19 protein-coding genes are annotated in these 22744 nt (G+C 73.6%); 10 read left to right on the top strand and 9 right to left on the bottom strand.

The features are described 5' to 3' along the window. Positions 1 to 13 precede the first annotated feature (13 nt). The 3 genes from ACFYNO_RS17575 to ACFYNO_RS17565 form a co-directional block, all read right to left on the bottom strand. Positions 14 to 937, bottom strand: a complete 924-nt coding sequence (locus tag ACFYNO_RS17575) for a hypothetical protein (protein ID WP_388012250.1) — start codon at positions 935 to 937, stop codon at positions 14 to 16. Positions 938 to 1031: 94 nt separating this feature from the next. After that, positions 1032 to 5525: a hypothetical protein gene (locus tag ACFYNO_RS17570; protein ID WP_388012247.1), complete on the bottom strand. Its 4494-nt coding sequence runs from the start codon at positions 5523 to 5525 to the stop codon at positions 1032 to 1034. After that, positions 5522 to 6715, bottom strand: coding sequence for a hypothetical protein (locus ACFYNO_RS17565; protein WP_388012244.1), 1194 nt, complete (start codon positions 6713 to 6715; stop codon positions 5522 to 5524). The genes ACFYNO_RS17570 and ACFYNO_RS17565 overlap by 4 nt, the downstream gene beginning before the upstream one ends. 221 nt (positions 6716 to 6936) lie before the next feature. On the opposite strand from ACFYNO_RS17565, the gene ACFYNO_RS17560 reads away from it, so the two are divergent. The 3 genes from ACFYNO_RS17560 to ACFYNO_RS17550 are packed head-to-tail and all read left to right on the top strand — an operon-like array spanning position 6937 to position 8910. Further along, positions 6937 to 7572, top strand: coding sequence for an ArsR/SmtB family transcription factor (locus ACFYNO_RS17560; RefSeq protein WP_388012241.1), 636 nt, complete (start codon positions 6937 to 6939; stop codon positions 7570 to 7572). Beyond that, complete coding sequence (locus ACFYNO_RS17555; RefSeq protein WP_388012238.1) at positions 7569 to 8306, top strand: SRPBCC domain-containing protein; 738 nt, start codon at positions 7569 to 7571, stop codon at positions 8304 to 8306. The genes ACFYNO_RS17560 and ACFYNO_RS17555 overlap by 4 nt, the downstream gene beginning before the upstream one ends. A gap of 31 nt (positions 8307 to 8337) precedes the next feature. Then, positions 8338 to 8910 (top strand): dihydrofolate reductase family protein, encoded by a 573-nt coding sequence (locus ACFYNO_RS17550; protein ID WP_388012235.1) that lies wholly within the window; start codon positions 8338 to 8340, stop codon positions 8908 to 8910. Between the two features lie 11 nt (positions 8911 to 8921). On the opposite strand, the gene ACFYNO_RS17545 is transcribed toward ACFYNO_RS17550, so the two are convergent. Further along, positions 8922 to 9566: a dihydrofolate reductase family protein gene (locus ACFYNO_RS17545; protein WP_388012232.1), complete on the bottom strand. Its 645-nt coding sequence runs from the start codon at positions 9564 to 9566 to the stop codon at positions 8922 to 8924. 560 nt (positions 9567 to 10126) lie between these two features. Between ACFYNO_RS17545 and ACFYNO_RS17540 the strand changes: the two genes are divergently transcribed. Beyond that, a complete protein-coding gene (locus ACFYNO_RS17540; RefSeq protein WP_388012581.1) occupies positions 10127 to 10969 on the top strand; it encodes a class I SAM-dependent methyltransferase in 843 nt (280 codons plus the stop codon). A gap of 132 nt (positions 10970 to 11101) precedes the next feature. Here ACFYNO_RS17540 and ACFYNO_RS17535 read toward each other — a convergent pair whose 3' ends face one another. From ACFYNO_RS17535 to ACFYNO_RS17525, 3 genes are read right to left on the bottom strand one after another with little or no spacing between them, the layout of a single operon-like run. Beyond that, a complete protein-coding gene (locus ACFYNO_RS17535) occupies positions 11102 to 11548 on the bottom strand; it encodes a hypothetical protein (RefSeq protein ID WP_388012229.1) in 447 nt (148 codons plus the stop codon). Between the two features lie 41 nt (positions 11549 to 11589). Then, positions 11590 to 13671 (bottom strand): galactose oxidase-like domain-containing protein, encoded by a 2082-nt coding sequence (locus ACFYNO_RS17530; protein WP_388012226.1) that lies wholly within the window; start codon positions 13669 to 13671, stop codon positions 11590 to 11592. A 22-nt stretch (positions 13672 to 13693) separates the two neighbouring features. Further along, on the bottom strand, positions 13694 to 15286 hold the full coding sequence (locus ACFYNO_RS17525) for an ArnT family glycosyltransferase (protein WP_388012223.1): 1593 nt from the start codon (positions 15284 to 15286) through the stop codon (positions 13694 to 13696). A 563-nt stretch (positions 15287 to 15849) separates the two neighbouring features. On the opposite strand from ACFYNO_RS17525, the gene ACFYNO_RS17520 reads away from it, so the two are divergent. The 3 genes from ACFYNO_RS17520 to ACFYNO_RS17510 all read left to right on the top strand — a co-directional run bounded on the left by ACFYNO_RS17520 (position 15850) and on the right by ACFYNO_RS17510 (position 19045). Continuing rightward, entirely contained in the window at positions 15850 to 16479 is a 630-nt protein-coding gene (locus tag ACFYNO_RS17520; RefSeq protein WP_388012220.1) for a TetR/AcrR family transcriptional regulator, read from the top strand. A gap of 300 nt (positions 16480 to 16779) precedes the next feature. Continuing rightward, on the top strand, positions 16780 to 18537 hold the full coding sequence (locus ACFYNO_RS17515) for a protein kinase (RefSeq protein ID WP_388012217.1): 1758 nt from the start codon (positions 16780 to 16782) through the stop codon (positions 18535 to 18537). Between the two features lie 52 nt (positions 18538 to 18589). After that, the gene (locus tag ACFYNO_RS17510; RefSeq protein WP_388012214.1) at positions 18590 to 19045 is read left to right on the top strand and encodes a VOC family protein; all 456 of its coding nucleotides are present in this window, start codon (positions 18590 to 18592) and stop codon (positions 19043 to 19045) included. Between the two features lie 97 nt (positions 19046 to 19142). Here the strand turns inward: ACFYNO_RS17510 and ACFYNO_RS17505 are convergent, their stop codons facing one another. Beyond that, positions 19143 to 19409: a hypothetical protein gene (locus tag ACFYNO_RS17505; protein ID WP_388012211.1), complete on the bottom strand. Its 267-nt coding sequence runs from the start codon at positions 19407 to 19409 to the stop codon at positions 19143 to 19145. Positions 19410 to 19784: 375 nt separating this feature from the next. Here ACFYNO_RS17505 and ACFYNO_RS17500 point away from each other — a divergent pair, with 375 nt between their 5' ends. Further along, on the top strand, positions 19785 to 20237 hold the full coding sequence (locus tag ACFYNO_RS17500) for a protein phosphatase (RefSeq protein WP_388012208.1): 453 nt from the start codon (positions 19785 to 19787) through the stop codon (positions 20235 to 20237). A gap of 13 nt (positions 20238 to 20250) precedes the next feature. Here ACFYNO_RS17500 and ACFYNO_RS17495 read toward each other — a convergent pair whose 3' ends face one another. Continuing rightward, entirely contained in the window at positions 20251 to 21207 is a 957-nt protein-coding gene (locus ACFYNO_RS17495; RefSeq protein WP_388012205.1) for a zinc-binding alcohol dehydrogenase family protein, read from the bottom strand. A 139-nt stretch (positions 21208 to 21346) separates the two neighbouring features. On the opposite strand from ACFYNO_RS17495, the gene ACFYNO_RS17490 reads away from it, so the two are divergent. Both ACFYNO_RS17490 and ACFYNO_RS17485 read left to right on the top strand, forming a co-directional pair. Next, a complete protein-coding gene (locus ACFYNO_RS17490; RefSeq protein WP_388012202.1) occupies positions 21347 to 21802 on the top strand; it encodes a MarR family winged helix-turn-helix transcriptional regulator in 456 nt (151 codons plus the stop codon). Between the two features lie 41 nt (positions 21803 to 21843). Next, positions 21844 to 22575 (top strand): class I SAM-dependent methyltransferase, encoded by a 732-nt coding sequence (locus ACFYNO_RS17485; RefSeq protein WP_388012199.1) that lies wholly within the window; start codon positions 21844 to 21846, stop codon positions 22573 to 22575. The last annotated feature ends 169 nt before the right edge of the window (positions 22576 to 22744 follow it).

Raw genomic sequence — 22744 nt, 5'->3', positions numbered from 1 at the left:
CACGCCAGCGCCGTCACCGGGTCCGCCGCCAGTAGGACCGGGTGGCGGCCGCCAGCGCGAGGCCGTAGCCGGCGAAGGCCGTCATGCCGACCCAGATCACCAGCAGCGCGTCCGGCCGGGAGTGGAATTCGCCCATCGGGACGGTCACCGCACCGGCCGAGGCGAGCGCCGCGTAGGCGGCGCCGACCAGGCCGTACGGGGCCAGGGTGGCCGCGCCGATCAGCGCCGGGGTGAGCGGGAGCCAGCGCGGCACGGGGCGGCCGCGCAGCGGGAGCGTCCAGCGCGGGAAGACCATGCCCCACGGGCGGACCAGGCCCCAGAGCAGGAAGACGCCGACGACGGCCAGCAGCACGGTGGCGTCCAGCCCCCAGGACTCCAGGGACAGCCAGATGCCCGAGGCGCCGTTGCGCCTGGCGTCCACCAGCATCTCCGCGCCGCTGATGCCCGCGAAGGTGCCGCCCACCGCCCAGGTGAGCTTCATCGCCGTGTACGGCAGGAAGGCCACCGTCCCCACCCACGCGGCGAGTTGCACCTCCCGCGAGGCCGCCGAGGGTGCCCGGCGCCCGGGTGCGCGCCGGCCGGTCTCGACGAACAGCAGCAGTCCGACCGCCGCCAGCAGCTGGTTCGCGAAGGCCGGCCGGCTGTCCACACCCGCGCCGAACAGCAGCGTGATCACCTCCATCAGCAGCCCGAACGCCGCCACCACCAGTAGCCCGCAAAGCACCCACCGCAGCACCCGGAGGCGCCACCGGGCGACGACGGCCCCCGCCACCCCCAGCCCGGCAGTGCCCCAGGCGAGCACCGGCGCCTCGGCGGCCAGGCCGTGCGCCCACAGCCGGGCACCGGTCAGGGCGCAGAGCACCCCGAAACAGGCGTAGGCCACTGACCAGGCCAGGCGCAGTCGGGCGCGGAGGGGGTCCGAGAGGGAAAAGTCCATGCAGCCGACTTTTCCGGCCCGGCCGGTACCGCCGCCTCGGCCACCGGGACGAGCGGCTCCCCCGCGCGGGTGACCGGCCCGGGGGGTCGGCGGCTCAGGAGGTCCGGGTCCGGTAGCGGTGCAGCGCCTCTTCGACCCCGGAGGTGTCCCAGCCCTCCTGGCCGGCCGCGGCCAGCCAGGTGCCTGCGCCGGCCGCCACAGCCGCACCGTCCTCGGGAGGGAGGTCGAGCCGGTCGAGCAGGAGTACCAGGATTCCGGCGGCCTCGGGCTGGGTCCAGCACGAACCCAGCCAGTCCAGCGCTCGGCGGGTGGCACCGTCCGGGTGCAGCGCATCCAGGTTCCGATTGCCGAGCAGCACCTTGACGAGCCCTGCCAGTTCAGCCTCGGAACCGGCCCTCCGCCGCCAGGCCGTGATCAGCTCCAGGGCGTCCAGGGCTCTCATGAGCTGGTCGGGCCGGAGGTCGTCGCGCTTCAGCAGGTTCCCCACGACCTTGACGTTCTTCTGCTGGGCGGAGTGTCTCTCCAGCCAGCGGAATGCCAGGCGCACGGCCCGGTCCTGCCGCTCCGGCCCGAGGGGCAGTCGCAGCACACCGAGGAGCAGTCCTTCGGACAACTCCCGCTCGCCTTCCAGGATTCTGAGCGCGTGCTCGGCGAGACGGGCGGCCCGGGCCAGGTCCAGGTCGCTCCGGAAGCGGGTGCTCTTGAGCAGCACGGTGGCGGATTTCGCCCTGGCATCGAGCAGTGCGAACAGCTGGTCGATCCACCGGGTGTACTGGTCGGGGCCGGTGCCGGAGGCCGTCGTCAGCGCCCGCACGAGGACGGGCGCCCCCTGGGCCGAGGGGTGGTCCCGGAGCCAGCTCAAGGCCCGGTCGGCGGTGTCCTCCGAGGACTCGGCGTCGAACCCTCCCAGCAACGAGGCGAGGACATAGGCGGCCGACGGGCTGTCGCGGTGGCCGTCCAGCCAGGTGCGGGAGAGCGTTTCGACGGACACGGGCCAGTCGTGCACCGGCTTCCTCCGCTGGAGCAGCCCGGAGAGGACGAAGCAGGCGCTCTCGGAGGGCAGGTGATCCGCCAGCCACGCTTGCGCCAGCCGGTCGGTCTCCGCCGCCTCTGCGTCGGTGAGCTCGAGCCCGAGGAGCGGCGCCAGAACGAAGGAGGCCTCGGGCTGTGTCCCGTGGCAGTCCAGCCACTGGAGCGCGAGGTCGACCGCCAGGCGGTGATCGTCGAGGAACCTGCGCCGTTCCAGGAGCGGCCCCAGCACGTACGTCGCCTCGAACTCCGGGCCGGCGTCACTCAGGAAGTCCAGCGCCCGGCCGGCAGCCTTGCGGAGCACGTCCGGTCCCACGCCGCGGCAGCGCAGCACCGTCGGCAGCGTGCTCCGCAGAATCGCGGGGGTGTCATGGCTGTTCAGCAGGGTCAGGACCGTCTCGGCCGCCGGGTCGACATGGCCGCCGACGGCATCGGGCCGCAGCAGCGCGGCCATCACGTACCGGCCGCCGTTGTCCAGCCCGTGACGGGCGAGCCAGTCCACCCCGTCCTCGGCCAGCTTCCGGCCGGTCTCCCGGTCGAGGTCGGTGCGCAACAGGACGGAGCTGAGCAGGAACTTCGCGCTGTCCGGCAGCCCGTACACGGCGAGCCACTCCTGCGCACGGTCGATCGCCGACGCCGCCCGCAGCTCACCGAGGTCGTCGCGGAGCAGCACCTCGCCCAGGACGTAGGTGGCCCGGCGGGCCGGCCCATGGCACTTCAGCCAGTCGAAGGTGCGATCGAGGAGGAACCGGGTGTCCTCGGCTCCCAGCTGACGGCTCGCCAGCAGCGGCTCCAGAACGAACGAGGCGTCGATGTGGGTGCCGTACTCCTTCAGCCACTCCAGGGCGGCCCGGGCGCCCCGCTCCAAGGCGTCGGCCGGAAGGTTCTCGCTGCGCAGAACCGCGTCCAGCACCATCGCCGTCCCCGACGGCTGGTTCTGCGCCTCCACCCAGAGCAGCGCGCTCTTCGCCGCGCTCCCCTTCTGTGCCTCGGTCAGCCCGTGGCGCAGCAGCAGCGGCCGCAGCACCACGCCGGCCTCGGGGTTCCGCTTGGCCCGCCGCATCCGCGCGAGCGCGAACTCGATCACCTCGGCGGTCCGCTCGGCGCCGAGCTCGCAGCGGAGCAGGGCGGCGAACAGCAGTGCGCTCCCCCTGCTGGTGCTGCGCGGCTGGACGAGCCAGCGCAGGGCCCGTTCCGCGGCCTGGTCGCGGTCCTCGGCGCCGACGCCGTCCGCCTCCAGCAGCGGGCGCAGCAGGTAGCCGACGTCGCGGGTCGTCCACTGCCGGTCCACCCACCCGAGGCAGGCGGCGGCGAGCTGGCCCGGCACGCCGCCGACGGAGTTGCGCACGGCGGTGGCCAGGACGGTCGACGCGTCCCTGGGGTCGTGCTGCTCGATCCCGGCCAGCCAGGGCCCGAGCAGCCGCTCCCAGCTGTCCTCCATGCCCTTGCGCCAGGGCGGGCCGGACAGCAGGGCGAGCATCGCGGACCGGCCGGCCTGCGGGTCGGCGGCGACCAGGGCGGCCAGTTGCCCGGTGTGCTGTCCGAGCCAGTTCGCGCAGGAGCGCTCCACGGCCGTGCGGTGGGCGGCCCCGAGGTCGGCGGTCCACCGCCGCAGGTGGCCGGAGGCCACGCCGAAGCTGCGGCCGGCGGCGAGGAAGGCGGAGAGCAGCGCCTTCAGCACGTCGCTGCGGACCGTGGTGCCGTCCGGGAGGACGGTCATCCGCAGGAACTCGTCCGTGACGATGTCGTGGACGGCGTCGATGCCCTGGCCGGACTCCACCAGCCAGCCCAGGTGCAGCAGCCGGCCGACCACGCCCTCGGGTCCGCCGCGGAAGGTCGGGTCGGGCCAGTGCTCGAGGAACCGTTCCACGGTCGACTCGACGGCGTCCTGGTCCTGCTCGCAGGAGGCCGCCGCGACCGCCGAGGCCAGCAGCAGGGTCTCCCTGGCGGGCTCGCCCTCGTCCTGCCTGCTGCCGTAGTCCTGACCCGCGCGCGCCTGCAGCCAGGAGACCAGCTCCTCCGGCCGGGGCGGGACCAGGTCCGGCTCGCCCGCGCCCGCCGTGAGCCGGGCTTCGAGGGCCCGCGCGATGAGCAGGGCGATGATCGGGCGCTGCCCGCACACCTCGGAGAGCCGGTCCTCGCCCCAGGCGTTCACCATGCCGGGGGCCACGTCCGCGAAGACCTGCCTGATCACCTTCGTGGTGTGCTCGCGGTCGCTGCGCAGCGGGACCTCGTCCAGCAGGAGCCGCACGCCGTTCTCCCGGAGCTTGCCGAGCATGCCCGGCCGCACCGAGGCGAGGCAGGCGACCCGGCCCTCCGGGTCCTCCGCCTGCAGGGCCTCGCCGAGGGCCTGCAGGTTCACCCCGTCGTAGCTGTCGAGGTAGTCGAAGACGAGCAGGACCCGCTCGCGTCCGGCCTGTTCCCGGACCGCCGCCAGCACGTCCTCGGTCGACACCTCGCTGGACCGGGCGACGTGCAGCACCTGCCAGGGCGGGTTCTGCGCGAGCGCGGCCTTGGCCACCTCGAAGCAGGTGCGGGTCTTGCCCGCGCCGGCCGGACCGACCAGCAGGATGCCCCGCTTGGTGTCCTGGCCCGACGCCGAGGTGGTCAGCCGGGCCAGGCTGCGGAGCAGCCGCTTCGGGTCCGAGCCGTCCCCCGGGCTGACGAACTTCAGCTTCTCCTGGGCCAGGTAGGAGCCCTTGCCGCGGAGCCGGGCCACCTCGTCGGCGTGCGTGCGGATGTGCGGGGAGAGCCGGGCGCGGCTCCCGGTGGGCAGCGGGCGGTCGCCGTCGCGGCGGCGTTCCACCAGGTAGGGCACCTGGACGACGGCAGCCGTACTCAGCCGGGCCCGCACCGTGCCGAGCACCGCGGGCAGGTCGGGCGGCCAGGTCCGGGAGCGCTCCAGTTCCGCCAGCAGGTGGGAGCTGAAGAGGCCGCCGCCGACGCTGCCGAGGCCGTGGGCGGGCCGGCCGTCCTGGGTGGCGTAGGCGCTCTGCAGGTGTCCGAGGACGTCCGCCTCCGCCGTGCGCCCGAAGGAGAGGGTGCCGGGCAGGCTGGCGGCGGGGACGTCGAAGTAGCGGCAGGCGTCGACGACGCAGACCTTCTCCGGTATCCCCTCGTACCGCTTGTCGTGCAGCAGGTTCCGCTCGAACTCCCCCATCGGGAGGTTGACTTCGTAGCCGGGCCGGGCGTCGGCGCAGAACAGCCGCTGCTGGTCCCGGTCGTCGAGGATGCCGTGCCCGCTCCAGGCGAACCAGAGCAGGTCGCCGCGCCACTCGGGGAGTTCGTCGACCAGGACCTGCTCGATCTGCGCCTGGGTGGCCGGGCGCGGCGCCAGTCCGAGCTCCGCGGCGGTCGCCGCCACCTCCTCGCGGGACTGGTCGCCGGGTGAGAGCAGCAGCCGGATGTTGGCGGCCGGCACGCCCCTCGACCGCAGCCACCTGGCGTGCCGGCAGGCGTCGAGCGCGGGCCCGTGGAGCGGCGTGAACTGAGGGGTGGCATAGGTGTCGACGCCGACCAGGACGGCGTACGTCAGCTCGGGGCGAAGCGTCTGGTTCACTCACCCGCTCCGACGGCACCGGCGAGGATCCGGTGGACCGCGGGGTTGCCGAAGTAGGCGCTGTGCGCGGCCAGGAACGGCTGGCCGGAGGTGACCTCCACGTCCTCCACCCGGCCGGGGAAGAGCTGCCCGGCCAGGAAGCCCAGGGGGTCGCGGCGGTCGTAGAGGTTGGTCCAGCGCGGGAAGTGCGGCGGCAGCGGCCGGCCGAACTCCAGGCCGGGCAGGGCGTTCATGCCGTAGAGCTGGCTCGCCTGGGAGCCGGCGGTGATGAGGTGGGCCACCGCCGGGAAGTCCTGGCCGACCAGCAGGTCCACGGCCGCGATGCCGCCCAGGCTGTGGGCGAAGAGGACCACCGGGCCCTCCGTCCGGGCCACCTCCGACACCCGGTCGGCGATGAAGGTGCGCAGGCCCGCGCCGCGGACCGCGTAGTGCAGGATGTCGCCCACCTGGGAGGCGGAGCCGTCGGTGATCCGGTCGCGCCAGCCGCCGACCAGCCGGTTGACGACGTACATGGCGGCCGTGCCGGCCAGCCGCTTCACCCCGCCGCGGGTGTCGGCGCCCAGGGCCTGGCCGACCAGCAGGACGGCGTGGTCGCGCTCCGCGACCGTCCAGGGCAGCGGCTCACCGGCCGCCTGGTGCTCCGTCAGGAACTGCGCCACCACGGCACTGCTGAGCAGCTGGGCGCAGCCGCCGTCGGAGCCGGCGCCGGCCAGCGCGCGCCGGCAGTCCGCCGACTCCCGTGTCCCCGCCAGTACGGTGGACACCGCGCCCCGGAACCGCTCGACGGCCCCCGCGCCGCCGAGCAGCCCGGCCAGCTCCGCCGGCAGGTCGGCGGCGAGCTGGGCGGCCCGGCGCTCCAGCTCCGGCCCGGAGCCGTCGCCCAGCACCCGCCGGCCCGTCCGGCCGCCGGCCTCGGCGCCGAGCTCGCGCAGTTCGCAGAGCGGGTCGACGTAGAGCAGGCCCCAGCGGAGGACCTCCTCGTCCTCGGGCAGCAGGGCCGCCTTCCCCCGGTAGCCGGGAACGGTCCTGGAGGACATGCCCGGCCGCACGCCGTGGGCGTCGCCCCAGTAGCAGGGGTGCAGCCCGATTCCGCGGTCGATCCGGTCCAGCCCCTTCCGCAGCAGGGCCAGGCTCGATTCGTACGACTCGGCGCGTACGCCGGTCCCGTGCACGAACACGACTGCGACCATGTCGTCCCCTCCCGTCCGTCGACATGTCGAACGGAGAACATTGTGCCTGGGAGGCCAGGGGCCGGCAGGTGATCCTTCGTCAATTCTCCGATGAGCTGATCGGCTGCGTATCTGCCGGTCTCGGGCCACGGCCCGATGCCGGGCCGCGGCGCGCCGCGCTACGCCGCGCCGACAAGATCAGCCTCCTTGACAATTTTTTTTGTCGGTAGCACCCTGGACCCATGCTCGACGTAGCCGTCATCGAAGACCCCGCCGCCGCCGAGGCCTCGCTCGACCCCATACGGTCCCGGATCCTCGCCGCGCTGGCCGAGCCCGGCTCCGCGACGATGCTGGCGGCCCGGCTCGGGCTCGCCCGGCAGAAGGTGAACTACCACCTGAAGGAGCTGGAGCGGCACGGGCTGGTGGAGCTCGCGGAGGAGCGGCGCAAGGGGAACGTCACCGAGCGGGTCTACCGGGCCGCCGCGGCCTCCTACGTGATCTCGCCGGCCGCGCTGGCCGCGGTGAGCCCGGATCCGTCCCGGGCGCCGGACCAGCTGTCCGCCCGCTGGCTGCTCGCCCTGGGCGCCCGGCTGGTGCAGGAGGTCGGGGCGCTGCTGACCGGGGCCGCGCGGGCCCGGCGGAAGGTGGCCACCTTCGGGCTGGACGCCCAGGTTCGGTTCGCCTCCGCCGCCGACCGGGCCGCCTTCGCCGAGGAGCTGACCGAGGCGGTCGCCGCGCTGGTCAGCCGCTACCACGACGAGGGCGCGACCGGCGGCCGCACCCACCGCGTGATCGTCGGGCTGCACCAGATCCCGTCCGCACCGGCACCGTCACCGGAACCGGAACCGGCACAACCAGAACAGGAAGACCGACGATGACGCACCCGTTCGAGATCGAGCTGCGGGAGGAGCTGCCCGCGAGCCCCGAGGAGGTCTGGGCGGCGATCGCCACCGGACCGGGCATCGACTCGTGGTTCATGGGCCGCAACGAGGTGGAGCCCCGGGAGGGCGGCGCGGCCGCCCTCACCACCGGCGGCCACCGCGAGGAGGCGCTGATCACCGGGTACGAGCCGGGCAAGCGGTTCGCCACCCGGACGCAGACCGGCGAGGACGGCCGGTTCATGGCCTTCGAGTACCTGATCGAGGGCCGGGAGCAGGGCTCCACCGTGCTGCGGGCCGTGCACAGCGGCTTCCTCGGCGACGACTGGCAGGACGAGTACGACGCGCTGCGCCGCGGCTGGCCGTTCTACCTCAACAACCTGCGCGAGTACCTGCGCCACTTCCCCGGCCGCACCGCCGCCCCCGTCTTCGCCTTCGCACCGCCGGGCGAGCGCTCCGGGCCGGAGTCCGCCGCGGTGCTGGCCGGCGCGCTGTCGCTGGCCGTCCCGGTCGCCGTCGGCACGCCGGTGCGCGCCCGGCCGAACGGCCTGGCGCCCCTCGACGGCGAGGTGATCTGGGCGGACGTGGAGCGGTTCGGCGTCCGGAGTGCGGACGGGCTCTACACCTTCCACCACGGCACCGGCGCCGGCCCGGTGCTGCTCTTCCACCACCTCTTCGACAGCCCCGACACCGAGGCCGCCTGGCAGCAGTGGCTGACCGGGCTCTTCAGCTGAACCGACCATCCGAGAAAGCTAGGAACCACCCATGCGCACCCTGATCAGCACCGCGTTCATCTCGCTCGACGGCGTCGTGGAGGGCCCGGGCGGCGAGCCCGAGTACCGCAACTCCGGCTGGACCTTCAAGGACATCGAGTTCGTCCCCGAGGCCTACGAGCTCAAGGGGCGGGAGCAGGAGGAGGCCGGCGCCGTCCTGCTGGGCCGGGTCAGCTACCAGGCGTTCAGCCCGGTCTGGCCGGGGATGGCGGAGTTCGCCCGCTACAAGACGCTGCCGAAGTACGTCGTCTCCACCACCCTCGGCCAGGACGACCTGGTCTCCGACTGGGGCGACACCGCCATCCTGCGCTCGCTCGACGAGGTGGCCGCCCTCAAGCAGACCGAGGGCGACCCGATCATCGTGCACGGCAGCGCCTCGCTCAACCAGGCGCTCTCCGACGCCGGCCTGATCGACCGCTACCACCTGCTGGTCTTCCCGGTGCTGCTGGGCGCGGGCAAGCGCCTGTTCAGCGGCACCGACAAGGACGCCCAGAAGCTGGAGCTGGTCGAGCAGGCCGTCTACCGCAACGGCGTGCAGAAGCAGGTCTTCGACGTGGTGCGCTGACCGGCTCCCGACTAGCGGCTGTAGGTCACGTGCGTCACGCCGGACGGGGAGGCGACGGTCTCCACGGAGGTGAAGCGCTGCTCCAGCCCCTCCAGGCCGTCCCAGACGCGCTCGCCGCGGCCGAGCAGGATCGGGACGATCACCACGTGCAGGTGGTCGATCAGGTCGCCGGCCAGGAACTCGCGGACGGTGCGCGGTCCGCCGCCGATCCGCACGTCCAGGTCGCCGGCGGCCTCGCGGGCGTGCCGCAGCGCCTCCTCGGGCGAGGCGTCGATGAAGTGGAAGGTGGTGCCGCCCTCCATCTCGATGCTGGGGCGCGGGTGGTGGGTGAGCACGAAGACCGGGGTGTGGAACGGCGGGTTGGGACCCCACCAGCCCTTCCACTCCTCGTCCTGCCAAGCGCCGCGCTGCGGGCCGAACTTGTTGCGGCCCATGATCTCCACCCCGATGCCGGGCTCGGTGGCGGCCGCGAACGCGTCGTCGACGCCGGTGCTGCCGCCGCTCTTGCCCAGCATCGACTGGAAGGTGCGGGTCGGGAAGAACCACTCGTGCAGCCGGTGGCCGGCGTGCCCGAACGGGGCCTCCTCGGTCTGGCCCTCGCCGGTGGCGTAGCCGTCCAGGGAGATGGAGAAGTTGTGCACTCTGACTCGGGACATCGGCCGTCCTCGTCTCGCTGTGGGGTCCGTGGCACGGACCTCGTGGTGTGGTGAAACCTGCTGCCCGGATGTTTGCATGACGGTCTGTCACTGGAGTCTTCCGCCGACCCTACGATCCGGTCCGACCCGACACAAATACCGTCGCGCCCGCGTCGCGGGCCACCTACGCTGCCCGGGAGGGGGTGGGGCGGATGGAGGAGCCGGGCTTCGACCTGTGGGTGATCGGCCCTGGCACGGCCGGGGCGGACTCGCTCCGGGCGGTCGGCAGCGCGACCGGGCTGAGCCTGTGGCAGAGCAAGCAGCTCCTACTCGGCGCGCCCGTGCGGATTCGTGAGCACTGGATGATCGACGAGGTGTTGGAGACCGCCGCGCGGCTGCGGAGCGCCGGCGTGCCCACCCGCGTGGACTGCCACGAGTGCCGGCGGACGGTCCCGCTGGACGGGCCACCGCTGGACCCGGGGCCCTGCGACCTGCCCGGCTGGCCCGCCGAGCACTGCCGGGCCAACTCGCTCGCCGACTGCGACTGCCCCGTCTGCACGGCCTACGGCAGGAGGACCCCGCTGGTCCTCCCCCGGCTCACCCGCGACGACCGGCCCGCCGAGGCCCACCGCACCGCGCTGAGCCGCACCTTCGACGAGGACGCCGAGCTCTACGACCGCGCCCGGCCCGGCTACCCCGACCGGCTCTACGAGGACCTCGCCGAGCTCGCCGGGGCGCGGGCCGGGAGCCGGGTGCTGGAGCTGGGGTGCGGCACCGGGCAGGCGACGGTGCCGCTGGTGCGCCGGGGGTGCCGGGTCACGGCGGTGGAGGCGGGGCCGCGGATGGCCGAGGTGGCCCGCCGCAACCTGGCGGCTGCGGCTGCGGCCGGTGCGGCGGAGGTGGTGACGGCCGGGTTCGAGCGCTGGCCGCTGCCCGCCGAGCCGTTCGACACGGTGCTCGCGGCGACCGCCTTCCACTGGATCGACCCGGCCGTACGGGTGCCGAAGGCAGCCGGGGCGCTGCGGCCCGGGGGCGCGCTGGCCGTGGTGCGGACCCAGCATGTGCTGGGCGGCACCGAGGAGTTCTTCGCGGCGGCCCAGCACTGCTACGAGCGGTTCGACCCCGCGACCCCGCCCGGTCTGCGGCTGCCGCCGGCCGACCAGGTGCACGGCGCCGACCACGCCGCCGAGGTGGCCCGCAGCGGCCGGTTCGGCCCGACCGCCTTCCGCCGCTACGAGTACGAGCTGGAGTACTCGACCGCGCAGTACCTGGACCTGCTGCACACCTACTCGGGCCACCGCGCCCTGCCGCCCGCCGCCCGGTCCGGGCTGCTGGACTGCCTGGCGGGCCTGATCGACGGGCGGTTCGGCGGGCGGATCGCCAAGCGGTACCTGGTCGAACTCGCGGTGTCCGAGCGCACCTGACGGACAGTCAGTCAAACCGCAGGGGTGCCGGAACACGACATAGCAGGTTCACGCCATGGCGGCATCCGGGACCCCAACGGGCCCTGGTAGCGGACCCCGGCCAGGTCCTTCCCCCGGCCGGGGTCCGCGCTCTCAGCGGCTGCTGCAGGCGGTGCCGCTGTGCTTCGGGTCCAGCCCGAGGTCGTCCGTGCCGTGCACGGCCAGGTCGGTGAAGCCGTGCTGGGCCAGCCAGGCGCAGCGGGCGGCGGTGCCGCTGCCGGTGCCGGGCGGGAAGGCGGCGGGCACGCAGACGTTGAGCGCACCGTAGTGGTGGTCGCAGCCGTCGGCATTGGCAGCGGCCGGGGACTGCTCGGCCCGCTGGGGCCGGGCGGCCATCGGGTGGGCGGCCAGGCCCTGCGCGAAGTCCATGATGTGCGGGTCGGGTCGGTGCTGCCGGGCGGCGGGGGTGCCGGGCGGAGCGGGCCGGGAGGAGGCGTCGGGGGTGGCGAGGGTGAGCGCCAGTGCCAGCCCGGCCAGGCCGGTGCCGAGCACGGCGGCCGCCCTGCCGAGCCGCCGGCGGCTCCTGGGTCGTGCGGTCATGCGGTCGTCCTTCCTTGTGTTGTCGATGGGTTGACGGTCCGTCACATCAGGTGGACCCAGGAGGCGACCGAGGGCACGCCGGCGGCGTCGACCACGTAGAGCATGTAGTAGCCGGGCGGCGCCAGGTTGGGGTTGCTGGTCACGTTGAGGTCGATGCTGCCGTCGCTGTGCACGGTCATCGGCAGGTCGACGAACCGCTGGTTCGGGTCCGAGGAGTGGGTGACGGCGGCCGGGCGGATCAGCTCGGCGCGCACGATCGGCGCGTCCACCGTGATGTGCTGGCTGGAGCCGTAGGACCACATGGTGTTGGCCACGCCGGTGATCTGCGGCCGGGCGCCGTGGTAGAGGTACGGCGGGGTGTAGATCGAGACGTGCATGTCGAAGCTGCCGTTGCCCGGGTTGTCGCCCACCGTCATCACCCGGCCGTCGGGCAGCAGGAACGAGGCCGAGTGGTAGGTGCGCGAGATCGGGTCGGTGGCCATGCCGGGGGTGAAGGTGTCGGTGGCCGGGTCGAACATCGAGGCCTCGGTGACCGGGTCGGCCCGGTTGTGCAGCGCGCCGTTGGTCTCGAAGACCTGGCCGTTGGGCAGCAGCACGGTGGAGACGTACATCTTGCCCTGGCTCGCCGACTCCGGCTGGCCGTTGGCCAGGGTGCCGGTGGGGATCAGCGGGCCGGGGGTGTAGCTGGGGCTGGCCGCCTTGAGGTCGATGATGTCGGTCTGCCGCCCGGCGTCCACGTTGGTGACGATGTTGCCGCCGCCCATGGTGAGCACCCGCTGGTCCTGGGCCGGCGGCAGCAGCACGCTCATCGACTGGTCCCGGGTGTCCTTGCTCTGCAGGCCCGGCACGTCGGTGACGGTGTTGGCGTCGTAGTCGTAGATCGAGGCGCCGGAGCCGGCGGTGCCGTTGCCGAAGACGTGGCTGCCGGTGTAGAAGAGCCGGCCGTCCTGCATCAGGATCATCGACGGGTAGAGGCCGAAGAAGTTCCAGCTCTGGTGCACCGCGTTCAGCGGCTGCCAGGCGTTGGCGCTGCTGGAGAAGACCTCCTGGGTGACGCTGCCGGAGGAGTCGCCGCGCAGGCCGCCGAAGGTGATGATGTCGCCGTCGCCCATCTCGGTGGCCGACGGGTACCAGTGGCCGTCGTTCATGTCGTCGGCCTGGGTGTAGGCGTTGGTCGCCGGGTCGAACACGTAGGAGGTGTTCAGGCCTTCGTAGCCGTGGCTGCCGTCGGCCGCCGGGTAGGCCTTGGTGCCGCCCATGATCAGCACCCGCCCGTCCGGGAGTTGGACGTGGCCGGAGCAGAACATGTCCGCCGGGGTGGGCACCTGGGCGAAGGTGCCGGTGCCCGGGTCGTAGACGGCGGAGTTGAAGGTGCCGGCCTGGAACGCCATCGGGTCGTTGCCGGAGCCGGCCATCAGCAGCACCTTGCCGTTGTGCAGCACGATGGCGTGCATGCTGCGCACCGGGTTGGGGAACGGCATCACGGCCCAACTGCCTTGGGTGCAGGCGGGTCCGGCGGTGCAGACGTCGCCGGTGGCGGGCACCGTGGCGTCCTGCATGGAGTAGTCGTCGGTGGTGAGCGTGCCGGTGCCGTAGATGGTCACGCCCCAGGTGATCTGGTCGGTGTTCGGCGGGATCACCGGGGTGCGCACGCCGGCCTGGGTGTAGGCGCCGGCCACCGGCAGGGTCGCCAGGTCGGTCCAGTACTGCCAGCCGTTGGCCACGTCGTGGCGGAAGGCGGTGAGCACGGTGTCGGCCGAGGTGCTGGTGTACCAGACGCCGAGGTCGTACTGGTGGCCCGGCGTCACCGAGGGCGCGCAGGACGGGTTCTCCAGCATCATCGCCTTGCGGTCACCGGTCGTCACGTTGGAGACGGTGATCTGCATGGCGTTGCCGCCGCCGTGCGCGGTGTGCGTGACGGCGTAGTTCACGCTGCCGTTGCCCCAGCCGGCCTGCTCCCAGCAGACCGGGAAGCCGTTGGCGTCCAGCGCCTCCAGGCCGGGGTTGACCACCAGGTCGGCGCCGGCGTAGGCCGGGCGGGCGGCGACGCCCAGCATCAGGGCCAGCAGCGCCAGGACGGCGAGCAGCGCCGGGCCGGCTTTGCGGTGGGATGTGCGGATCACGGGTGCGTTCTCCTCCTGGGGGCTACGGCTGCGCCGAGCGGTCGATACGGCGGATCTCGATCCGGCCCGCCGGCGGGCCGAAGGCGGCGACCACGGTGGAGTGGGCCAGCGCGGCGTGCACGGTGGGCAGGTCGTTGGGGTCCTGGCGCAGGGCGGGCGAGGAGACGATGTAGTCGAGGTCGCGCCAGCCGTGCGGCAGGGTGCGGGTGACGGCCGGGTCCAGGTCCACCTTGTAGAACCAGATCACGCCGGTGCCGGGCCGGAAGCCGTCGTGCACCAGGCTGAGCCAGAGCGCGTCGTCCACGGTGATCCGGGTGTGCGCCGGGTCGGGGACGTTGCCGCGCAGCCAGTCGGCGGCCTGGTCGTAGGGCGCGTTGGCGTCGCTGGTGAGGGCGGTGCGGTCGCCGGCGTACCAGCGCGGGGCGGTGTAGCCGACCGCCAGTGCGGCCAGGGCCAGCAGGGCGGCCCAGCGCAGCGGGCGCAGCCGCACCCTGGGCAGGCCGCGCAGCAGGCAGCGGGCGGCCAGATCGCCGGCGCCGGCCAGGCAGAGCGCGAGGAACGGCAGCGCCTGGATGACGTACATCGCGGGCAGGTAGCCGGCGCCGGGCCGCAGCACCACGGCGGTCAGCAGCAGCGCGGCGAGCGCGGGCGCCCGCAGGCGGCGGACGAGGAGCGCGGGCAGCACGGCGGCCAGGCCGCCGAGGATCAGTATTCGGTCGTAGTAGAGCCAGGAGTCCAGCAGTTGGCGGGCGGGCGTGCCGGGCGTCAGCATCGAGCCGGAGCCGGGGCGGTCGAGCTGGTAGACGATGCCGCCGAGCAGCGAGACGTGTCCGGGGCCGGGGAACAGCTCGCCCTTGATCGCCGCGTAGAGCGGGTAGCCCAGGCCGATCAGCACCAGTGCGGTGCCGAAGCCGACCACCGAGAACTTGCGGGTGCTCCGGGCACTGCACTGCCAGAGCAGCAGGGCGACGGCGGGCAGCACGGCTGCCATGGTCTCCTTGGAGAGCACCGCGACGCCCGCGCAGAGGCCGGCGCCGACGTGGTGCCAGAGGTGCCGCCGGGGGGAGGCGGCCAGCACCAGGGCGGCCAGCATCCAGAGCACGGCGAAGTTGTCCAGGAAGAGCTCGCGCTGCAGGCCGACGGCGAGCGGGCAGAGGCCGAAGAGCAGCACGGCGGCGGTGGCGGAGAGCCGGGCCAGGCCGAGCCGGCGGGCCAGGGTGAAGAGCAGCAGGCAGCTGGCGGCGGTCACCGGGAGCATCACCACCCGCATCTGGGCGGTGAACAGGCCGCCGTCCGGGGCGAGGTGGCCGGGCAGCCAGCTGAGCACGGCGAGCTGGATCCAGCCGAGCGGCGGGTGGTCGTACCAGTAGGTGTAGTGCGCCATGCCGTGCTGGGTCTGGACGGCCCAGGCCTGCGCGAGGTAGGTGCCCTCGTCGTCACTGACCCCGGGGAAGCCGGTGATGTTCCAGCCCTGCACCAGCACCACCGCGAGGGTGGCGAGCCCGGCCAGCCAGCGGCCGGGGCGGGCCAGCCGGTCGAGCCTGCGGCGCAGCGGTGGTCGCGGGCGCGGCGGGGTGACGGGAGGACGGGCGGCCGTGTCGAGGAGCACGGTCACGGATCTCAGCCTTTCGAGGGAGGCAGCCGGTGGCCGGTGGAATTGTCCGCGTGACGGGCATGGCGAAGCGGCGCGACGGCGCGGGGAAGCCGACCGTCGTGCCGGGGCGCGGGAATTCCGCCGGGACTATCGAATGTGCGTACGTCTTTCGCGCGCCAGTTCGAGGCGCGCGAGACTCTCCGTATTCCCCCAGGTCATCGTGCTGAGCACCTTCCCCCCATCGGCGGTGGCCGACGTCTTCGCCCTGCGAACCAGGGGCGAACCCGGGAACATTGAATACCCATCGGCTCGGCGGCGTCGGCGTTTTCCGGAATGTCACCCATTCACGTTCCAATCGATCATCAGGAATCACTCCCGGGCACGGCAATCGCCATTCGCAACAGCTGAGCGCATATTCGTGCGGCACTGGCTGTTTCCGGCCGGTGACTGAGGCCCCGTCAGGCAGGCGGAGGACCGGCCGAGGTCTGCGCCGCCCCCGAGTCCGTCCCCCGCGACCGCCGACCGCCCGGCCGACCTGCGCGTTCCCGTCCCGCGGGGTGCCCCGGAGCGGGTACATTTCGCTCGTGGAACCCGAGCCCGTCACCACCCTGCCGCGCGGCCACCACGGTCTGAGCCGGGCCGAGGTCTGCGCCGCCCAGCGCTCCCGGCTGCTGGTCGGGATGGTCGACGCGGTCGCCGAACTCGGCTACCCGGCCACCACGGTGGCGGTGGTGCTGAAGCGCGCCCGGATCTCGCGGCAGACCTTCTACGAGCACTTCGAGAACAAGGAGCACTGCTTCCTCGCCGCCTTCGACGCCTCGGCGGACCTCTTCCTGACCCGGATGGCGACGGCGCTCGGGCCGGCGGAGGATCCGGTGCTGCTCCGGCTGGACCGGGTCTTCGGCAGCTGGCTGGAGTCGCTGGCCGCCGCCCCGGGGCCGGGGCGGGCCTTCCTGATCGAGATCTACGCGGCGGGCTACGCGGCGGTGTCGCGCCGCCTGGAGCGCCAGGAGCGGTTCGCCCAGCTGGTCGGCGAGGCCGTCGCCCACGGCGGCGCCTGGCGCGGCGACCTGGAGCCGCGGTTCATCGGCCGCGCCCTGGTCGGCGCGGCCAGCACCATGGTCACCGCCCGCATCGACGCGGGCGAGTCCGCCCACCTGACGGAGCTTCGGGATCCGCTGCTGGCGATGGCGCGGGCGCTGCTGGCGTCCTGAGACGCGTCCTCTCTGACGCCTGCTCACCTGCTCACCTGCTCACCTGCTCGGTTGATACCCTTCGCATCCCAACCACCCCGCGTGCGAGCACTGCTCACGCGCCCTCAGCGGCCGCCTCGCCACCCCCTCGCCACTCCCCCGCCGCCCCCGGTTTATGTACAGCGGTGTTCATCAACGCTATTCTCGCCGCGGGGCGGCCGAGCCCCGGTCAGCCGTGCGCGAGGGGACGCGGCTGGCCGATCGGCCGCGCCCGTATGCTTTGCGGGACCGACCCACGTCGCGTGTCCCATGGGGGAACAGATGCAGGAGCTGGGCGCAGCCGATCCGCGGCGCGTCGGGCCGTTCGAGATCCTTGCCGTGCTGGGTCGCGGCGGCATGGGGACCGTCTACCTGGGCCGTCCGGCGCCGCTCGACCCCGTCCCGAACGAGGACGAACCGACCCCCGGCACCCCCGACGCCGACACCCCCGCCACTCCCGCCACTCCCGCCACTCCCGGTCTCGTCGCGGTGAAAGTCGTCCATGCCGACCTTGCGCGCGACGAGGAGTTCCGCGCCCGCTTCCGCGGCGAGGTCGCGGCCAGCCAGGCGGTCAGCGGCCCGCACCTCGCCGCCGTGATCGGCTCCGGCGAGACCGACGAGCGCCCTTGGCTGGCCACCGAGTACATCCCGGGCCCGTCGCTGCGCTCGGTGCTGGCCCAGCACGGCGCGCTGCCCGTCAACCGGGTCCGCGCGCTCGGCGCCGGGCTCACCCAGGCACTGGCCGCGATCCACCAGGCCGGGCTGGTGCACCGCGACGTCAAGCCCGCCAATGTGCTGATGGCCGAGACCGGCCCGACCCTGATCGACTTCGGCATCGCACTCGGCGCGGGCGAGGCCGGCCTCACCCGCGAGGGCGTGCTGCTCGGCACCGCGCACTACATGTCGCCCGAGCAACTGCGGGACGAGGGCGCCACGGTGGGCCCGCCCGCCGACATCTTCGCACTCGCCTGCGTCCTCGCCTACGCGGCCGGCGGCACGCACCCGTTCGGCGACGGCAAGGCCGAGGAGCTGCTCTACCGGATCGCGCACGAGGAGCCCGACCTCGGCGCCCTGGACCCGGCGCTCGCCCCGGTGCTGCGCCGCTGCCTCGCCAAGCGGCCCGAAGAGCGCCCGACCGCCGTCGAGTTGGGCGAGATACTCGGCGGCGACCAGCCGCTCCCCGAGGCCGACCCGAACTACGTGCTGACCACCGTGCTGCCGCCTGTCCCACGGCCCAGCGACCTCTCCTACCTGGACGGCGGCGACCCGCCGCTGCCGCCCGCGCCGCCGTCGGGCTGGCAGCGCTGGCTGGTGCCGGTCGGCGCGGCGGCCACCGCGACGGCGATCGTGCTGCTCGTGGTGCTGCCCGGCAACTCGCCCGGCGCGCCGGCCCGGGCGATCGTCACGCCGTCGGCCAGTGCCTCCCCGCACAGCGCCGCGCCGAGCTCGGACGCCCCGTCGCCCACCGACCCGCCCTCGCCCAGCGACTCCGGCTCCCCCACCGACTCGCCTTCCCCCAGCGCATCGGCGTCCGCCTCGGCCTCGCCGTCCGCGACGCCGAGCGCCACCGCGCCTGCCAGTTCCGCCCCGCCGACCCCGGCCGCGCCCAGCCCCACCCCGTCGGCCAGCGCCGCCGCCCCGACGCCGAGCCCGAGCCCGAGCCCCGACCCGACGCCGAGCCCGAGCGCTAGCACCGCCGAGCCGTCCTCCCCGGCGCCGACCGGCAGCAGCCCGGCGCCGACCACCAGCGCGCCGACCGGTTCGGCGCCGCCGACCTCGCCGCCACCCGGCAGCCCGCCCAGGGCGATGACGCCGTTCAGCGCGGTGCCCCAGGGCAAGTCGGTCCTCGTCACCTGGGCACCCGCGCCGGACGCCACCAGCTACCTGATCCACTACCGCGAGTCGAGCGGCCTCCACCAGCAGACCTCGCCCGGGACCAGCGCCAAGCTCGACAACCCCACGGGCGGCACGGTCTGCATCACCATGCAGGCCGTCAACGACTTCGGCACCTCCCCGTCGACCGCCCAGCAGTGCGTCTAGGGGCTGCTGTGAAGATGGATCGTCTGTCAGACCTGCCTGGGATGTTCCCACCATGGAGATGACAGTGCAGTTGACGATCGACTGCTCCGATCCGCAGCGAATGGTGACGTTCTGGGCCGAGGCCCTGGGCTACGTGCCCGAGCCTCCGCCGGGCGGGCACGCCACGTGGCGTGCTTACTGGGTGGCGGTGGGGGTGCCCGAAGCGGAGCTGCCAGCCGGTGCCGGGGATGTTCCGGAGTCGATCATCGATCCGGCGGGACGTGGACCGAGGGTGTGGTTCCAACAGGTTCCGGAGCCGAAGACCGCCAAGAACCGGTGGCACCTCGACCTGAAGGTCGGTGGGGGTCGTGACGTCCCACTGGACGTCCGCACACAGCGGGTCAAGGCTACGGTGGAGAGGCTGGTCGAAGCCGGTGCGACCCTGCTGCGGCTCAAGGATGAGCCGGACCTGGGGTTCTATGGCGCCGCCATGCAGGACCCCGAGGGCAACGAATTCGACGTCATCTGAGGGTGGTTGCAACGCTGCGGGTCACAGCCATTCGTCGATGGCAGCGACCAGCACGGTCGCGTGGTAGCGGACAGCAAGTTTGACGCCCCTGTGGATGTCAGTCGGCTGACGCTGGTGCAGGAGCGGGCTTCCTGGCCACGGGGATGAGTTGGTAGGCCTCGCGGGCGACGTAGCGCTTGAGGCACCGGATGGCCTCGCGGCGGGTCTTGCCATCGGACACCCGCTCGGTCTGCGCGGCGACCTCCGCGTAGCCGCTGCTCGGCCCGCTCAGGTCGCCGCCGGCCGACCAGCGGCCGACCGAGCCGTTCAGCTCCTCGGTCGCGGCCCGCATCGGCTCGGAGGGCCCGACCTGTTCGCCGAGCAACGGATCGTGACATGACGACGAGCAGGTGAGGCGGGCGCATCACGAACGGCTTCTCTTCCTCCCCGCCCGGACCGCGGCGGCTCTGCCCCCAGGCTCCCCCGAGGCTCCCCGCGGCACGGCAGGGCCGTTCGTCCCGGGCCGACGGGCTGATCGGCCGCCCCGGGACCGGGCGGCGTCACCACCCGCCCCGCCCATACGGGTGTTTGACACCCTGCCGTACCATCGACGCAGCCTCGATCGCCGGCGCTCGGTCGCAGGGGCGGTCGCGCAGACGCGGGGCGGGGGACGGCGGTTCTGGGAGGGGACACGGTGAAATCACGTCACGGCCTCGATTGTCCGGAGCGGTGTTGGCCGGCGGAGCCGTGGAGCGAGATCGTGCCTGGGCTGTGGATCGGCGGCCACCTGTGGGCCGACGCCACGGGCACGGTCCGTCCGGCGGTGGCGGAGAGCGAGTTCGACCTGGTGGTGAGCCTCTACGACCGGGCGGGGCACGGGCCGGCGCCGGGCGTCGAGCACCTGGTGCAGGAGATTCCGAACGGTCCGCTGACGGCCTCCGAGCTGGGCGCGGTACAGGAGTTGGCTTCGGCGACGGCGCAGGCCGTGCGCTCCGGCCGGAGCGTGCTGGTGCGCTGCCGCTACGGCTACAACCGATCCGGCCTGGTGGTCGCCCAGGCGCTGGCCGAGTTGGGCACGCCGGTGGCGGAGGCCATCTCGCTGATCCGCGACCGCCGTTCGCACGCGGCGCTGCACAACGACGTCTTCGTGCAGTACCTCACCACGGGCCTGGACATCGCCCGGGTACTCAGTTCACTCGACATCCTGGCCTGAGGCCTGGCCCGGATCACCACCCGGTCAGGTCGAGCAGTGCCTTGCCGAGCACCGCTCCGCTGCCCAGGTCCTCGATGGCGCGCGGGAGTTCGTCGGGTCGGTAGAGCGCGGTCACGTCGATCCGGGCCCGCCCTGCCGCCACCTCGGCGAGCGCGGCCCGGGCGGTGGCGGCCAGCGCCTCCGGGCGGGTGCCGTACAGCAGGTTGCTGCTGTAGCCGAGCACGGACTGGCCGGCCATCAGCAGGGCGGTGGTGTCGGCGGTGACCGGTTCGCCGGCGCCGTCGATCACGCCGTAGAGCGCGAGGCGGCCGTGCGGGGCGAGCAGGGCGAGGCTCTGCCGCCGGGTGCGGCCGCCGACCGGGTCGAGCACGGCGTCGAACCGCCGCTCGCCCAGTGCGGCCGGGAAGTCGGCCCGCAGCAGCACCTCGTCGTACCCGAACTGCTCGGCATAGCGGGCCCGTTCGGGCGTCGAGGCGATGCCGGTGAGCTGCCCGGCGCCGGCCTGCCGGGCGAACTGCGCGGCCATGGTGCCGACTCCGCCGGCGGCGCCGTGGATCAGCACCCGGTCGCCCGGTCGCACTCGGGCCACCTCGGTCACCAGGTCGTAGGCGGTCGGCGTGGACCAGCCGGCGCCGGCGCCGGCGGTGAGCGCCAACTCGCCGGCCGGCACAGCGAAGAGCGCGGGCACCACGACGGTCTGCGCGAAGGCGCCGCCGGTGGCGAGCACGGCGACGGGCTCGCCGAGCCGCGCGGCGGGCACGCCCTCGCCGACCGCGCTGATCCGCCCGGCGGCCTCGAAGCCGGGCACGAACGGGCGCGGCACCGGGAAGGCGCCCTCCCGCAGCATCACGTCACCCCACTGCAGCCCGGCGTAGGCGACCCGGACGGCCACCTCGCCGGGGCCGGGGGCGGGTTCGTCCAGCTCGGCCTGGCGGAAGGCGGAGTCCTGATCGAAGACGATGGCACGCATGAGATACAGCCCCCTGTGCTGACTCAGTATCCTGTGACTGCTGGCGTCCACGACGCTATGGAGTAACAGGTACCTGTGTCAATGCAGGTACCTGCCTGCCTACCTGCCCGCCTACCGGCCCAGGAGAGATGACCGACCGATGACCGACATCCCTGCCGAGGAGTACCTGTGCAGCCGGATCCGGCGCACCGAGCAGGCCCTGATGGCCCATCACGAGGCCGCCCTGCGCCGCTACGGGCTGACCATGACCCAGTACGCCGTGCTGCTCGCGCTCTCCCGCGAGGACGGCCTGTCGGCCGCCCAGCTGGCCCGCTCCGGCGGCGTCAGCCAGCAGAGCATGGCGGGCGTGCTCGGCACCCTGGAGGGCAAGGAGCTGATCCGCCGCTCCCCCTCCCCCGTGCACGCCAAGGTCCAGCTCACCACCCTCACCGGCACCGGCCGCGAACTGCTGGCCCGCGCCTACCAGGAGGTCATCGCCCTGGAACGCGCCCTGCTGGCCGCCTTCACCGCCCCCGAGTACGCGGCCTTCTCCGAGCTGCTGGAGCGGGCCACCCAGGTCCTGGTCGAGCAGACCCCGGCCCGCCAGCCGAAATAGCCTGCGGCCGGGGGCCGTTGCACCGTAGGCTGCTGACCTTGATGACCAACGCACCGGACACCTGGGACTCCATCGCCGACTGGTACGCCGAACTGCTGCGCACCGGCTCCCCGTTGAACGAGTTCGCCCGCGACCAGCTGTTGGCCCTGCTGCCCGCCCGCCTCACCGGCCTGCGCATCCTCGACCTCGGCTGCGGCGAGGGCCTGGTCACCCGGGCTCTCGCGGAGCGCGGCGCGGACGTCGACGGGATCGACCTCTCGGCCCGCCTCATCGAGCACGCCCAGGCCGCCGAACGCTCCCAACCGCTGGGCGCCGCCTACGCGGTGGACGACGGCCAGACCCTGCGCACGGTCCCCGACGCCTCCCGGCACTGGGTGGTCGCCTGCCTCTCCCTCAACAACCTCCCGGACCTGCCCGCCGCCCTCACCGCCGTCAGCCGCGTGCTCCGCCCCGGCGGCCACCTCGCCTTCGCCGTCCCCCACCCCTGCTTCGAGGCCCCGCACTCCGCCTGGACCGGCCCGCCGGCCCGCCGCCTGGTCGGCGACTACGCCACCGAGGGCTTCTGGCGCGCCGCCGACCCGCACGGCGTGCGCCGGGCCGGCAACCACCACCGCACCCTGAGCAGCTACTTCACCGCGCTGCTCACCCACGGCTTCACCCCGGAGGCGGTCTGCGAACCCCTCCCCGGCCCCGCGGTGCTGGCCCGCCAGCCACAACGGGCCGGCCTCCCCCCGTTCCTCCTCGTCACCTCGTCCCTCGCCAGGGAAGCCTGACCGGGCCGCCACTCCACGGTTTCCTCCCGCCGCTGCTGGAATCCGGGCAGTTCGCGGTCGACACCGACGGCGCCGCCACCGTCCTGCTGGCCCCGGGCGACCTGGCTCTGGTCCCCCGCCACCATGCGGAAGACTGGGTGCGTGACGCCTCCTCCTCCGCTCGCTGCTG

Origin of the sequence: Kitasatospora sp. NPDC006697 (assembly GCF_042869935.1) — a bacterium.
Classification (GTDB): domain Bacteria; phylum Actinomycetota; class Actinomycetes; order Streptomycetales; family Streptomycetaceae; genus Kitasatospora.
Note: the sequence above shows the minus strand (reverse complement) of the source record. Positions and strands in the feature narration are given on the sequence as shown.